This is a genomic window from Paenibacillus sp. AD87, from assembly GCF_001659845.1.
GTDB lineage: Bacteria > Bacillota > Bacilli > Paenibacillales > Paenibacillaceae > Paenibacillus > Paenibacillus marchantiae.
In genome coordinates this window covers 1,932,849-1,948,047 of sequence record NZ_LXQN01000007.1, presented here as the reverse complement: position 1 = coordinate 1,948,047, position 15,199 = coordinate 1,932,849, and the positions used below count along the sequence as shown (strand labels likewise).

Annotated in this window: 12 protein-coding genes; 2 read left to right on the top strand and 10 right to left on the bottom strand. The window is 45.3% G+C overall.

Annotated features, from left to right (window positions below; translation table 11 throughout):
• Window position 1 precedes the first annotated feature (1 nt).
• The 4 genes from gpAD87_RS08845 to gpAD87_RS08830 all read right to left on the bottom strand — a co-directional run bounded on the left by gpAD87_RS08845 (window position 2) and on the right by gpAD87_RS08830 (window position 6,233).
• Window positions 2-973 carry a carbohydrate ABC transporter permease gene (locus gpAD87_RS08845; RefSeq protein WP_231952477.1) on the bottom strand — a complete coding sequence of 324 codons (972 nt, stop codon included), beginning with the start codon at window positions 971-973 and terminating at the stop codon, window positions 2-4.
• Window positions 970-3,930 carry an extracellular solute-binding protein gene (locus gpAD87_RS08840; protein WP_064637601.1) on the bottom strand — a complete coding sequence of 987 codons (2,961 nt, stop codon included), beginning with the start codon at window positions 3,928-3,930 and terminating at the stop codon, window positions 970-972. Before gpAD87_RS08840 ends, gpAD87_RS08845 begins: the two co-directional genes overlap by 4 nt.
• Complete coding sequence (locus gpAD87_RS08835) at window positions 3,927-5,045, bottom strand: ABC transporter ATP-binding protein (protein ID WP_064637600.1); 1,119 nt, start codon at window positions 5,043-5,045, stop codon at window positions 3,927-3,929. Before gpAD87_RS08835 ends, gpAD87_RS08840 begins: the two co-directional genes overlap by 4 nt.
• Window positions 5,046-5,339: 294 nt before the next feature.
• Window positions 5,340-6,233, bottom strand: a complete 894-nt coding sequence (locus gpAD87_RS08830) for a LysR family transcriptional regulator (RefSeq protein ID WP_064637598.1) — start codon at window positions 6,231-6,233, stop codon at window positions 5,340-5,342.
• 129 nt (window positions 6,234-6,362) lie between these two features.
• Between gpAD87_RS08830 and gpAD87_RS08825 the strand changes: the two genes are divergently transcribed.
• Window positions 6,363-7,376, top strand: coding sequence for an alpha/beta fold hydrolase (locus tag gpAD87_RS08825; protein WP_064637596.1), 1,014 nt, complete (start codon window positions 6,363-6,365; stop codon window positions 7,374-7,376).
• Between the two features lie 68 nt (window positions 7,377-7,444).
• Here gpAD87_RS08825 and gpAD87_RS08820 read toward each other — a convergent pair whose 3' ends face one another.
• Complete coding sequence (locus tag gpAD87_RS08820) at window positions 7,445-7,873, bottom strand: MarR family winged helix-turn-helix transcriptional regulator (RefSeq protein WP_064637594.1); 429 nt, start codon at window positions 7,871-7,873, stop codon at window positions 7,445-7,447.
• A 158-nt stretch (window positions 7,874-8,031) separates the two neighbouring features.
• Here gpAD87_RS08820 and gpAD87_RS08815 point away from each other — a divergent pair, with 158 nt between their 5' ends.
• Complete coding sequence (locus tag gpAD87_RS08815; protein ID WP_064637592.1) at window positions 8,032-9,342, top strand: amidohydrolase family protein; 1,311 nt, start codon at window positions 8,032-8,034, stop codon at window positions 9,340-9,342.
• 173 nt (window positions 9,343-9,515) lie between these two features.
• Here gpAD87_RS08815 and gpAD87_RS08810 read toward each other — a convergent pair whose 3' ends face one another.
• From gpAD87_RS08810 to gpAD87_RS08790, 5 genes are all read right to left on the bottom strand, one after another.
• Window positions 9,516-10,502: a glycoside hydrolase family 43 protein gene (locus gpAD87_RS08810; RefSeq protein ID WP_064637590.1), complete on the bottom strand. Its 987-nt coding sequence runs from the start codon at window positions 10,500-10,502 to the stop codon at window positions 9,516-9,518.
• A gap of 88 nt (window positions 10,503-10,590) precedes the next feature.
• Entirely contained in the window at window positions 10,591-11,613 is a 1,023-nt protein-coding gene (locus tag gpAD87_RS08805) for an endo-1,4-beta-xylanase (protein ID WP_064637588.1), read from the bottom strand.
• 51 nt (window positions 11,614-11,664) lie between these two features.
• Entirely contained in the window at window positions 11,665-13,221 is a 1,557-nt protein-coding gene (locus gpAD87_RS08800; protein ID WP_064637587.1) for a glycoside hydrolase family 43 protein, read from the bottom strand.
• Complete coding sequence (locus tag gpAD87_RS08795; RefSeq protein ID WP_063563657.1) at window positions 13,222-14,175, bottom strand: carbohydrate ABC transporter permease; 954 nt, start codon at window positions 14,173-14,175, stop codon at window positions 13,222-13,224.
• Window positions 14,175-15,140, bottom strand: coding sequence for an ABC transporter permease (locus gpAD87_RS08790; RefSeq protein ID WP_064637584.1), 966 nt, complete (start codon window positions 15,138-15,140; stop codon window positions 14,175-14,177). Before gpAD87_RS08790 ends, gpAD87_RS08795 begins: the two co-directional genes overlap by 1 nt.
• Between the last annotated feature and the right edge of the window lie 59 nt (window positions 15,141-15,199).

The window sequence follows — 15,199 nt, the reverse complement described above, 5'->3', positions numbered from 1 at the left end:
CTTACAGCTCCTCCTTCGAGTTGAACAGCCGATATGCAAACCTCATCACAAAATAGCTGAACAACAGCAGCATGACCGACACTGCAGAAGCATAACCAAGTTCGAACCGGATGAATGCATAATCATCGACATGATTAATGATCAGATGACCGGCATACTGAGGAGTCACCGCCATACCCGTAAGCTGGGTCGAAATACTGCCTGCCTTCAGTGTAGACACGATGGTCATGACGGCACTGAACAACATCTGTGGCTTCATCGAAGGGATAGTGATATAGAATACTTCCTGAAGCCGATTGGAGAGGCCATCGATGCGGCCGGCTTCATACAGCTCGCGATTGACCGTTTGTAATCCGGCAAGCATCGCCAGAAAACCTACGCTGAAACTCATCCATAAGGAGACCATAATCATAATAGGAAGCAAATACTTGGGATCTTGCAGCCAAGTGATTTGAGAGTCAATCCAGCCCATTTGTAATAAAAAATTATTAAGATACCCAACCCTATCGCCACTGAACGCTGCAATCCAAACGACCGACAATGCTACCCCACCAGCCATAGAGGGTGCATAGAACACTAATGTATAGTAATCCCTGACCCGCAGAGGCAGTTGATGTATCAGCCAAGCGAAGAAGAACGATAGAATATAACCACCCGGCCCAACAATTAATGCAAACAGAAATGTATTCGGAAGTGCCTTGGTCAAAAAAATAATATCTTGCGTAAATAATGCGATGAAATTGTCAAAACCGATAAAATTCAAACTTCCAAATCCATCATAAGATGTAAAACTAAGTGTGGCCGCCATCACGACAGGAATGACGATAAATACGAGAAAGCAAATTAGAAACGGTGCCAGAAAAAGATAACAGAAAGCATCTTTTCTAAGCTCTCTTAGAAAACGCATCCACTTTGATACAAAAGGTGAAGGTGGCTTAGTTGGGTGTAACACTGGAACAACCTCTGTTTTCACGATTCTGTGTCCTCCCATACGTAGGGCTCTGTAATCTGTGGAATATTCAAACTTCTGCCCATGATGCCGAAGTTCCGCTGTCTGCGGTCCATCTCCCGCTGCAGGGACAAATGCGCTTCTTCCAATGATTCATCCGCTGGTATGCCGTCAAATACGGTTCGATTCCATGCAAAATCCATCTCCCTGCCCAAGAAATAGTATCCCGGTACATTCGGCATGTTCAACGCCCAACTGGCTTGTTCCCGAATAGCTTTCAAATCATCAGCAGGCCAGTTTAGAGAGTCCATCGCTTTTACATTGGCTGTATTCCAGCGATATTCAATACCATAAAATGATTCCATATCCGCAGCATATCGAGATTGTATTTCTCCTGAAGTCCACCACTTCAGAAATTCCCAAGCTTTATCTTTCTGCTCGCTTTTTTTCATGATCATCGCACCAGTTAGGCCTTGAGGAGACCAGCGCACAACCTCACCATTTTCCTGCTTAATTCCAGGTAACGGAGCGACCTTCCAATGTCCTGTAATTTCCGGCGCAGCTACTTGTAACTGAACATAGGTGTTAAAATCAGATATCCCAATCGGAATATCCCCATCCCGAAAGTGTTGAAAGAAAGCCGGGATATCAATTGGCAAATTGTATTTTGTAAACATCTCGGTCCATAATTTAAATGCTTGTTGTCCAGTGTCGCTGAATATATTAGATTTCAGACCGTCTTGTGTATAAGGGTCGGTACCATGTTCCAGAAACAATGTGGAATAATCAGCTTTTGGTACGTTCATGGTCATCCCATTCTCTTGCAGAGTGGGTAAGATATCAAACACATCGTCCCAGGTATCAGGCACTTCTAAATCCAGTCTTTCAAGTATGTCCGAGCGGTAAAACAACAATTGAAAATTCTGTACTTCTGGCAATCCATAAGTTCCACCATCATACATCAGAGCTCTGGTAACACCCGGTATGAACTGATTCATCATGTCATCAAAACCTGGATACTGTGATAAATCCTCGACAGCATTCCGCATGGCATAATCTGCCGGTATTGATTCTCCTACTCCAAGTGCAATATCAGGAACCTCTCCTGCTGCATTTCCAAGGATTAACATGTTTGGATTTGGCATAAGATTGATATTGACTTCAATCCCTGTCTTGGGCGTGAAATCCTGGCTAACCAGTTCGCGCAATAAATCAACATAATCCCGCCCTCGTCCGACCCAGATCGTTAACGCACCTTCTTCTTCTTGCCCTCCGAGATCATAATCCACATAGAAGGAACGTGAGAAGTCCGCTAACGAATAAGGTATTCGTGAGAGTGCAGTAGGCTCTTTGAGGCCTGTCTTAGCATCCGGTGTCCGCACAACCAGATAATCGAGAAGTAGCGGTTGCTTGGTCAGAGTCGACATCCATGTCCCGATATTGGCCTGGATCGTGGAGAATTCTTTGATTTTGCTTGGAATTTCGTTCACATCGCTCAGCATCTCCTCCAGAATGGTAACCGAAGCTTTAATAGCCTGTGATAGATCCGAATCCCTCTCATTGACCGAATTGGTATAAAGGCGAATCATGTTCAACCGGTCTGTAATAGCTTGAAGTTTGTTCTCAACTTCCGGATCGTACTTTTTCATTTCCCATGTCCGCGTTGAGTCGATATTGGAATCGGACGCGCTCTTGCTATAGTTTCCGGTAATCAACCTCATCTCACGGTCAAAAGCGGCGATCTGTAACAAAGTATCCTTAAGTGCAATCAATATTGGCTGCATCTTTGTTGAATCCGCGGTCATGCGTATAGAGTGCTTTCCTTGTTTAAGATAGAATTTAAAGGGTTCCCTGGAAACATTGGATAAGGTCGTAATTTCAAATTCCTTATGATAGTCAATTGCGTAGTTCAGCATCTCCTCGAAAGGAACCTTGCCGTCAATGGAGATGGTACGATAAGCTTTAAATCCTGGACGATAGTTCTGGAAGTTCTTTAGATCAATCTCGTACCAACCGTTTGTTGGCACTTCAATATCCCATTCTACCCATTCACCTGGTAAGTTCCAGTGGTTTCCACCAAGCACATTATAGGTGATCCGTCCCTTGGGATCTGGTGATATGTAGGGCTCTGCCCAATGATCTGTTTGAATCGATAAATGTGATTTGCGTTCAAATTGCTCTGTTTCCCTCACCATGTACCAGTCGGAAGCATCAGATGATACTGAAGGATATGCCCCCTTATATTCCTCGTACGATATGACATGCTCCTGACTTTGGAATGACATTTGTTGCAATGCAACTCCACCCCGTTCGCCCACTAATCTTAGCGTGTGTTCCCCTCGCTCCAGTCGAAACAACAGCGGACGGGAGGAAACCGAATAATCTGATACTGCTTTACTTATCCATTCGTTCAGTTCCGTCTGTTGCGGTCTTACCTGCATACCTAGTTCGTTGCGATCATACGGATACTTAGCATCCTTCCACATCCGTTCCAATTCAACACGTTCCGCTTCCTCGAAGGGATAACTGCCATCAATCATTACTCCCCGAATCACGGAACTGTTACTGCCCATTAAGGGCTTGTAATCCAAATGAAATTCATACCAGCCAGCTTTCGGTACATGAAACGTCCAATCTACTGATCCTGCTTCGTTATGCCAGTTGAGCACGGTTTTTCCGTCTTCCTTCGATTGACTGAGTTTGGTTATCGGTTCTGCTGTGTCATATTGACTAGGATTGATCCGTATTTCATTCCCGTTTTCTCCAGAACGTTCTAGTTCGCTTACTCCCTGCATCAGGATGGCATAAGGGATTTTATCGCCTGCTGGCTGGAATTGAAGTAGCTGATCAGCTGTCACACTACCAGAGTAAACAACCTGTTCCTCGGAGGTTATCCACCGGATAACGCCAACAACCAGGGCAGCAACAATCAATATTTGTATCGGAAAGCGAAGATAGCGGGGCAATGAACGCTTCTTCATGTTTCATCTCTCCCAAATACAAGTTCCGTAGTCTCATCAAAAAAATGTATCTTGTTCATTTGAAGTCCAACCGATACGATCTCATCCGATTCATATCGTGTGACTGGTTCTGTTCTAACAATTAGCCTGATATGTCCAAGCTGGATGTAGACATAAGAATCGGCTCCAGTCTCCTCAGTCATCTGTACAATACCTGGTAGGAATGAAGGATCATCGATACGTCCACGGCGAAGAGAGATGTGTTCTGGCCTCACGCCCAGAATAACGTTTCTAACCGCTCCAAATTTTCGTTCTAATCGAGAGACACAGTTTTCTGGAAGCAGTAGCCTCATCCGTTTGTTGGAGAAGTAATAGAACCCATCGCTCACTTCGATCGTGCCCTTAATGAAATTCATTTGCGGAGAACCAATGAAGCCTGCTACGAAAACATTCGCAGGTTCATCATAGAGCTTTCTTGGGGGGGCGACTTGTTGAATAACACCATCTTTCATCACAACAATACGTGATCCCATCGTCATTGCTTCCACCTGATCATGCGTGACATAAACGGTTGTCCGTCTTAGTTCCTGCTGCAGCTTGATCAGCTCTGCACGTGTCTGTGCTCTAAGCTTGGCGTCCAGATTGGAAAGGGGTTCATCCATCAAAAATACTTGTGGTTCTCTTGCAATAGCTCTACCAAGGGCCACACGCTGCTTTTGGCCGCCAGATAACTGACTTGGTTTGCGGTCCAATAGGTGCGAGATTTCCAGTATCGAGGCTACTCGTTTAACACGGGTATCAATCTCATGTTTCGCAGTCTTGCGCAATTTCAGACCAAGTGCAATGTTCTCGAGCACGGACAGATTGGGATAGAGGGCATAATTCTGAAATACCATGGCTATATCCCTGTCTTTTGGTGAGACATAATTAATGAATTTCCCATCCAGGTATAACTCTCCGCTGCTGATTTCCTCTAACCCGGCCAGCATCCGCAGCGTTGTTGACTTTCCGCATCCAGATGGTCCTACCAGGACAAGAAATTCCCCTTCATCAATCGTTAAATGAAAGTCGTTGACGGCAGGGCGGGATTCGCCTTTATACCGCTTAAATACATGATCAAAAGTAATGCCTCCCACCTATTCTCACCTCTCCCTTACTCAACTTCCGTTTGTATTCTCAATGGTAGCGCAAACATTTCCAGTAAAAAATGAGATAAAATTAATCTTTGTAGTTCATTCTTAATCTGTATTTCAAAACAGTAACTAAAGATAACAAAAGCCCGTGTATGGAACCACTGATCAGCGGTTCCATACACGGGCTTAGTTAAACGATCCAAATGAACACTTACTAATAAATACAGCTTTTCTCATGTTAAGTTGGGCCATGGAACTAAAATCGCTAATTTAGCGACTTTCTAGATGACCATGTTTTTACCCCACTGTTTTTAACTCACTCTTTGCGATATCAATAAAGGCAGCCATTGAAGGAGAAATCCATTTCTCACGATGCCAGAGCATCTGTGCGGAAAAGGATACACCCGATAAATCCCATGGTAAAGCAACTAGTCTTCCCTCTCTTAATTCTTCCTTCAAAGCCATCTCAGGTAACAATGCAACACCAAGACCAGCCACAGCACATTGTTTAATTGCTTCTACACTATGAAACTCCAGTTCTGTCAAAGCATCGGCGCCTTTTTTCAATAAGGACTGGTTAAAAGGAGTGCGATAAGAACAGTTTTTTTCAGTCAATAAAAAATGCTGTTTGTGAAAGTCATCAATGATCAATGAGGAGCGAGTTACTAACATATGATCTGGAGAAACCACCATTTTAAAATACTCATCTTTCAAAAATTCTGAATGAAGGTCTCTGCCTCCAACGAATTCGTCCAATACAAATATCACATCTGTAAGTCCTTCTCTTAGGCTATTTTTAAGCTCTTGTCCGGACAAGGGACGAAATAAAAGACGAACGTCTGGAAAGTCTTTACGGAAACGTTTAAACAACGCAGGAAGAAAGTATGCACAAAGAACTTCGTCTGCCCCGATAGTAACTGTTCCTGTCGTTTCCCCATGCTGACTTGATACACACTTGGCCTCTTCTACATCGTTCAGGATTTTAGTAGCATAAGGCAAGAATTGTTGGCCGGCATCCGTTAACATGACATTTTTGCCTAGTCGATCCAGCAATTTTACGCCCAACTCTTCTTCCAAGGATTTGATCTGCATGGTTATGGTAGATGGTACATAGCTCAATAGTTCAGCAGTCCGACTAAAGCTGCATGTAGAAGCCAGAGTCCAAAAGGTTTTTAGTTGGCGTATTTCCATAATCGAACACCTTCTTTGTTCAAAAAAATTGAATGTTACCTTCAAAAACGTTTCGTTGAATTGATGATAAGCGTATTGTAGAGTGAAAATCAAGTTATTACTAATTTGGTTATGAAGGAGCATCCATCAATGAAAGATTATGAAACGTATCCCCTTGGAGATATATTGCTTCAATCTGGTCAGCAACTCCCTCAAGCATTTATTGCATATAAGACCTACGGTACCTTAAATGCCGAAAAAAACAATGTTATTGTGTATCCGACTTGGTTTGCTGGTCTTCACACCGATAATGAATGGTTAATTGGAGAGAACAAGGCACTAGATCCCAATCGATATTTTATCATTGTGCCCAATATGTTGGGTAACGGATTATCGTCCTCTCCCAGTAATACTCCCGCTCCTTTTGATAAATCCAATTTCCCTCTCATCTCTATGTATGACAATGTACGTGCTCAACATCAACTCATGACTGAAAAATTCGGTATCAGCAAAATCAAGCTAGTTGTGGGTTGGTCTCTGGGCGCAATGCAAGTTTTTCAATGGGGAACAAGTTATCCTGATATGGTCGAACGTATTGCACCATTTGGTGGAACGGCGAGAACGAGGCCACTTGCACAACTGGTATTCCAGAGTATGATCGCAGCACTACAAGCGGATTCAAAATGGGAAAGAGGACTTTACAAGCAACCACCTGTTGACGGTCTCGCAGCGATGGGAAGAGTTTATGCCCCTTGGGGATTTTCAAATTCATACTATTTGGAGAAATTGTATCAATCCGAGGGATACAGCTCATTGAAACATTACGCAGAAGAATACTGGGATCAAGTATTTTTATCTTTTGATGCGAATGACTTGATTGCCATGTTACGTACAGGGATAAGTGGAGACATTAGCGATAATCCCATGGACGATTACAACTTCGAACAGGCATTACGTAAAATCTCCTCTCCTGCACTCGTTATGCCGGGATCAAGTGATTTGTTTTTCACTCCAGAGGATAGTAGGTATGACGTTCAACATATGTCGAATGCTGTTTTTCAACCCATAGAATCCAAGTGGGGACACTGCTTTGGAATCGGTGCAAACGAAGCGGATTCACTCGTTATAGATAGTCATATAAAGCGATTTTTGGAATTAGGCTAATTAAATAGGGACTTTCAGTGGGACTAAAACCTTTTAATCAGCCATCATTTCATAGGGAAGTGCCTTCTTTATATATTCTCATTAATTTTGATCAACAATTTCTTTAATACTTGCTTCTCTTCGTCGGTAAGGACTTGGACGATTTCTTCCTCCACCTTTTGGAAAGAGTCTTGAAAGTCTTCAATCAGTTCAATCGCTTTTGGCAATACGTATATGTTTTTTTGCCGTTCATTATTGGCCGGGATTTTACGCTCGATTAACCCTTTTTGCTCTAGAGCTTGAAGCATACTTGTAATGCTGGCCCGACTTAGATGAAACCGATCTGCAAGATCCATTTGAATAATATGACTATTTTGGTTTTCGTAAATATAATTGATTACTTTTCCTTGTTGAGCGTTTAAGCCCAGCTCTTTTATACTCTCGTCCGCTCTTTTCTTTAACTTAAGACCGATAATCTGAAATAAATCCAGATAAGGTGTTTCCTTTCGGGATTTCATAATCTTTCCTCCTGTGATTGTTAGGAATCTAATTGTAAGTAAGTAAACTATACAGCGATCCTATTGGCTTGTCAAAAAAATATTAGCTCGTTGACAGTTAGAAGACTAACAGTTATGATTCGAATTGTTCGAGAAACAAACACTTGGGAGGAATTCAAATGGAGAAGGTAACTCAAAATGCTGCGTTAGAACAAGTTACAGTGATTACAAATGTACGTATCTTTGATGGGGAGCAAATCATTGCGCCTAGACATGTTGTCATTAAAGGGAAATCTATTGTTTCAGTCGGTGGAGACCTTCCGGCGGATGCAACGATTATCGATGGAGAAAATGCGACTCTAATGCCTGGTCTGATTGATGCACATGTCCACACTTCCATCGGCGGATTACGAGATGCTCTAAAATTCGGTGTTACCACTGAACTCGAAATGAACGGTGATTTTACTAAACGAGGGCGCGAAATTCAGTTAAAAAATGTGAATGACATCGCAGATGTCCGTTCTGCTGGCACAGCAATCACCGCTCCGGGTGGCCATCCGGATGAATTATTGCCGGATGGAGATGAAATACCCGAATTCGTATTAAAGGAACTAGAGAAGTTATCGGAGGCAGATCGGGAAGCAATGTTAGCCGCATACGCTCACGATCACGATGAAATTCCGCAAGTGACAACCGTCGAAGAAGCGATTAAACATGTGCATACCCAAGTCGAGAATGGGGCCGACTATATTAAGATCATGATTGAAGAAGGTACGGTCATGGGTGCACCTGGACTGCCTGTATTAAGTGACGAGATTCTAAAAACAGCCGTGACAGAAGCCCACGAGTCCGGTAAGCTGGTCATCGCCCACGTCTTGACGGCTCTTTCATCGCAACAAGCCATCGATTTTGGAGTCGACGGTTTGGGCCACTTGTTTATCGACAGACCCGAGTACACCTCCGAGTTAGTGAAATCCATAGCAGCTTCAGGCGCTTTTGTTACACCGTGCTTGGTGTTGAATTCGTCGATTATCGGAAATCCGGCATCCGAATTGGCCAATGATCCGCGTGTTCATTCCAAATTAAATTCTGATTGGATTGATATTTTGAACTCAAGCTTCAATACGTTCCCACAAGGCAATATGGAGAACAGCTTTAAAAATGTGATGGACCTTCACCGAGCCGGAGTTGATATTCTGGTAGGGACGGATGTCGCGCCGGTTCCCGTTCCAAACCTTGGTGGCCTTGCTCATGGGGCAAGTGTCCACCACGAAATGCAACTGCTGGTGAAAGCCGGGTTCACTCCAATCGAAGCTCTTCAATCGGCTACTTCGAAACCAGCCCGTTGCTTTGGTCTCCACGATCGCGGCCGTATTACCGAAGGTGCGCGCGCAGATCTTATTCTCGTGGACGGTGATCCAACAACTACTATTTCGGATACCTTGTCGATCAAATCCGTGTGGTTTAATGGTTCGCAGCAGCTAGTTTAATCCCATTCTATCTGCCCATATATTGGAAAACTCCGTGCTTTGGCACGGAGTTTTAAGCATTTTCCTCTTTGAAAACCGTATCCTTGCCCTGAAATGCGTATTCACTCTAGGGCTCTTCAGGATCTACAGTTATAGGTAAAAGGATACGGGTTACCGTCCTATTCACATCCATTTCACTTGTCTGGATACGGATCAATCATGCGAATCGTGCCATCCGGATTGTACGTTAACTCAGAAAACTTTACGCAGCGCTTGTAATCGACGCCGCCAGAAAGGGAACAATCGTGATAGAACAAATACCACTTTTCCCGAAATTGTACAATCGAATGATGCGTTGTCCAGCCCATGACTGGCGGCAAAATGGTACCTTGGAATGTAAACGGACCCATCGGATTGTCGCCAATGGCGTACACCAGCTTGTGCGTTGTTCCTGTGGAGTAGGACAAATAATATTTCCCGTTATATTTGTGCATCCAAGGGCCTTCAAAATATCTGCGATCCTCATCCCCAGCGGTCAGCAGCTTTCCATCCTGATCCACGATGGATAACTCCAGCGGCTCCGACACCATCGAGAGCATATCTTCACTCAGCTTTACAACTTTTGGGCCGATCGCCGGAGCATCTGGAGCAGGGCCTTCCGTATGTTCCACGTAGCTTCCTGTCTGCCATTTCTCCAACTGTCCCCCCCACAACCCGCCAAAGAACATATAAGCCTGCTCATCATCGTCTACAAACACAGCGGGGTCAATGCTGAAGCTGCCCTGAATATATTGCTCCTCCGGTTTGAACGGCCCTGTCGGTGAAGACGATGTAGCCACGCCGATGCGGAAAATGCCATCATGGTCCCGAGCCGGGAAAAACAAATAATAGGTGCCTTTTCTGTATGCGGCATCCGGAGCCCACATTTGACTGGACGCCCAAGGGACATCCTTCACATGCAGAGCTTCGCCATGGTCCGTCACGGCTGAATTCATGTCCGCCATAGAGAGTACATGATAATCCTCCATCTTGTACTGATCTCCATTGTCATTCACCGGACCGTCGTGATCCAGATCATGGGAAGGATAAATATAAATACGATCCTCGAATACATGCGCTGACGGATCAGCAGTAAATATATGGGTAACTATAGGTTGATGCGGTTTAGGTAATTCAGACATACAAATGGCTCCTTCCAATAGATATGTACTCCCAAGTATCTCTTCGAGATGCTGTGGGTTAAACGAATCGATATTGATCCGTTTCATGTCACTTGGGTACAATGATTCGCGCAACACGCTGATACGCTTCCTTTGGACGATGCAACTCATCGAACAGGAATGGCCAGTTTTTTCGCCCTCGAACAGGGAAATTGTCAAGCCAGGTGTAGTCGTCGGCAGCCCCCCAGAATGTCACAGCGCTAATATGCTCCTTATATTCGTGGAGCAGGCGGAAGATGGATTCGTATTGCTCGGCTTGCAATTCCAGCATCTCTTGCGATGGCTGAACGAGATCTGTACGTCTGTCTTCAAAGCGAAATACCGATACATCCAGTTCGGTGAGCTGAAGCTGCAGTCCAAGCTGCGCATACCGCTCAATTGCTGCGCGCATATCATCCAAGGACGGATCATACAGATTCCAGTGCGCCTGCAGACCAACGCCATGAATTGGCACGCCTTGATCGAGTAATGAACGGACGAGCCGATAGATGCGTTCCCGCTTATGTGGATCAGATTCGTTATAATCGTTGTAGAACAACAACGCTTGCGGATCTGCTTCATGCGCGAATTCAAACGCTTTGGCAATAAAATCCTCTCCGGCGATATCCAGCCATTTGGATGGGCGCAGGAATGCATTTGCATCATCCGCATCATCGGAAATAACCTCGTTTACAACGTCCCAAGCATAGATAACGTCCTTATATCTGCCAACAACGGTCTCAATGTGCGCCTTCATTCGCTCCAGCAATACATTGCGCTCCACCAGTCCGCCAGTTTCATTCTCAAACAACCAATCCGGAGTCTGGTTGTGCCAGACCAGCGTGTGACCACGAAGCGCCATGCCTTGCTCTCTGGCAAAGAAAGCGATGACATCCGCATCCTCAAACGTATACCGTTCCTGCTTTGGATGCACACTGGAGAATTTCATTTCATTTTCTGCCGTCAGACTGTTGAAGTGATAGGAGAGCAATGAACGCTGGCTGTCAATCGTCTTCGGACTCACTGCTGCTCCAATGTGGAATGCATCCTTGTACAATTCCTTCAGTGAAGCCTCTTCTCGAAACGAACCCATAATTTCCCTCCTCTAAATTTCCTTCTTCACATTGATTTATTAGCAACTGAATCAGACCGAGTACTCGAACCAACCAAAATGGGCAGGTGTGCTACTTGCCTTACCATAGCCGGTAGCATATAGTCCGACCACAGCTCCGGTAAAACACATTTTGTGCACAAAGTCCTCCGGTGATATGGCACGTGCCGAGCCTGAACCCAAGGCTGTCCAGTTCTGTCCGTCCTCGGAACAAGTCAACCTATATTCCTTATCTGTCGATTCGATTCGGAGCGACAGCCGCTCTGTTACAGTCTCGCTCTCGTGAACCAAGTTCGACTCTCCACGCACCGTCAAGCGAGCAAAGAGAATGTTTCGTCCGTTCAACCGTCTTATGCCAATCTCATAGTGTGCATCCTCATCCCGGCGAACACACAATCCCGCTTCTTCTCCATCGGCAACTGGCCTGAAAGTCAGGCAGGTTGTAAAGCTGGCATGAATATGCTGCTGCCTGCGCCCAACAAACGTAATCTCACTTACGTCCCCAAGACCTCCCGCTTGACCATACAACGTTAAGAAACCTGGTTTTTCTGTAAGCGAGCATGCTCCTTCTGTCGGGTTGCGCACAAACATCCATTGCCGCCCGAGTTCTCCGTCGAATTCGTCCCGGCCGACAACGATGGCAGTATGGCTCCCGGGCAAAGAAGGTAATGTCATTGGCAATCGCTGGACCTTCATGTCCAGACTCACTATTCCTTCATTGTTGTCAATGTGGGGCCAGCCCTCGTTCCAAACGACCGGGGCGAGGAAGGTCTCACGTCCAAGCACACTATATCCTTCCTCTGTCAAACGCACGCCAAGGAAAACGGCCCACCAGTCTCCGTGGTGATCCTCCACCAGATCGGCATGACCCAAATACTGGATTGGATGATCCAGATGGCGGTGGGTCAGGATCGGCTCAGGATAGCGTTCAAACGGACCATAAGGTCGATCGCTTCGGCCGATGATCTCACGATGCTCCTTTGCCGTCCCACCAGAAGCAGACATCATGTAATACAATCCATTGATTTTGTACAGATGTGGCCCTTCGGTCCATGGCCCTCCATCCCCATACCAGACAACTTGTGGTTCAGAGAGCGCCTCACCAGTGGCGATGTCGATCTCATACTGGATGGCATGAGAATCGTAATCGGCACCTTGTTGGGCGGTCACGTACACTTTGCCATCGTCATCAAAAAACAACGATGGGTCGATTCCACCGTATGGAATACGAATCGGATCGGACCAGGAGCCAGCAGGGTCGGTTGCCGTCACGTAGAAATTGCCGATACCTCTCACATCTGTCGTAATCATGTAAAATGTACCTTCATGGTAACGCAGGGCCGGAGCATAAATGCCGTCTGAGCTTTTCCGCCCGGTCAAATCAAGCTGGCTGACCCGATCCAACACATTGCCGATTTGCTCCCAGTGAATGAGATCCCGGCTCCGAAAGATCGGCACTCCGGGGAAATACTCAAATGAACTGCAAATGAGGTGAAAAAATTCTTCCGCCTTCACAATGCTGGGGTCCGGATAGAATCCGGGAAGGATTGGGTTGGCATAACAGATGGTATTAGCTTGGAGTTGCTTCATCTATTCCTTCACACTCCCTACATTAAGTCCCACAACAAAGTATTTTTGCATAAACGGATATACCAGCAGGATCGGTACCGAAGCAACAATTGTAACTGCAGCACGAATGGAAATTGGAGTTACCTGTGTTGAATGCTCCACCCCCACGCCGTTCGCAACGGAAGGATTACTGTTGGCATTCATACTGGAAGACAACAGCTTCATCAGTTCGTATTGCAGTGTGCTGAGCTCCTGACGTGATGACGTGTACAGAAAAGCATCGAACCAGGAATTCCACGCGCCGACTGCGACAAAGAGCGCAATGGTCGCCAGCACAGGCTTGCACAGTGGAAAAATAATTCTCCAGAAAATTCTGAAATCTCCTGCTCCGTCAATTTTGGCAGATTCAATCAAGCTTTCGGGGATCGTGTATATATAAGTACGTATGACGATCAGGTTAAACGCACTAATCAGCGATGGTAAAACATATACCCAGAATGAATTGATTAAGTGCAGGTCCTTCATCAGGAAGTATCCCGGAATAAGCCCTGCGTTGAAATACATGGTGAGTACAAAAATGGTCGTAATCAGCTTGCGGAAAATATAATCGCGCCGACTCAGCGTATAAGCCAGCATGGTGGTCAAGAAAATGTTTAAAACGGTGGATAGTACTGTACGTGCAACGGAAATCAAAAATGCGTTATAAATTGTGCCTGATGCAAATACGGCTTTGTAATTCTGCATGGTGAAATCGCGGGGCCACAAATATAAGCCTCCTCGAATGGTGTCATTCCCTGCATTAAACGAAACCACAATTGTGTTCAAAAATGGATACAACGTCACAATCACCAGCAGAACCATGAAGATGGTGTTAAAGGTGTTGAACAGAAACGGTTCCATGCCTCTGCCACCTGGGCGGCGTACGGAAAGCGCCGCTGTATTTCCTAAACCAGACAATGGTGTTTTTTTCGTCATTATAACAGCCTCTCTTCCCCAAGCCGCTTGGCGGTCCAATTCGCTACAAGTAACATCGTAATGCTGACCACTGTCTTGAATATTCCGCCTGCAGTTGCGAGCGAATAGTTGCCCTGTGCAATCCCGTATTTGAGCACAAAGATATCAATCGTTTCCGCCCAGTCAACAACCAACCCGTTACCCAGCAAATACTGAACCTCAAAGCCGGCTTCTAGAATATGTCCAATCGACATAATCAACAGGATGACAATGGTAGGCTTGATTCCCGGCAAGGTGACATTCCACATTTTTTGATATCGATTGGCTCCATCAATATCGGCAGCTTCATACTGTGCCGGGTCAATAGAGGCCATGGCCGCCAAATAAATAATGGTGCTCCATCCGACTTCTTTCCATATATGAGAACTTGCAACAACGCCCCAGAAATACTTCCCTTCCGTCAGCCACAAGATCGGCTCGTTGATTAAGTGCAGTTTCATGAGGATATCGTTGACAATGCCGTCAGAGGCAAGCGATGTCGCTACGATGCCGGTAACGATAATCCATGATAAGAAGTGAGGAAGATAAGAGATGGTTTGTACCGTCCGCTTCCACATGATCTTCTTGATCTCATTGAGTAACAATGCCAAAACAATAGCGGTAACGAAACCCAAAATCATGTTGATGATACTCATGGCAAGCGTATTGCGAAGCACGCGCAAGAAATTGTCATCCGTGAACAAAAATTGAAAATGCTTGAACCCTACCCACGTTTGCTGCGAGAAACTTCTGGCCGGTTTGTAATCCTGAAAGGCCATCGTCCAGCCCCAGACAGGCACATAAGCAAAGATGATAATGTACGCAAGCAGAGGAACAGACATCCATATGAGCTGTCTCTGTGCTTTGATATTTTGCCAAGTAATCCGCCTAATTTTCGTTTTTTTCTTCGGGCGGAGCGGCTTGGTATCCACTACAATTTCCTCCATAATATCAGGCTCCTATCCATCTTTATATTGAAAGGAATAACGTCCAGCGATATGTTCTT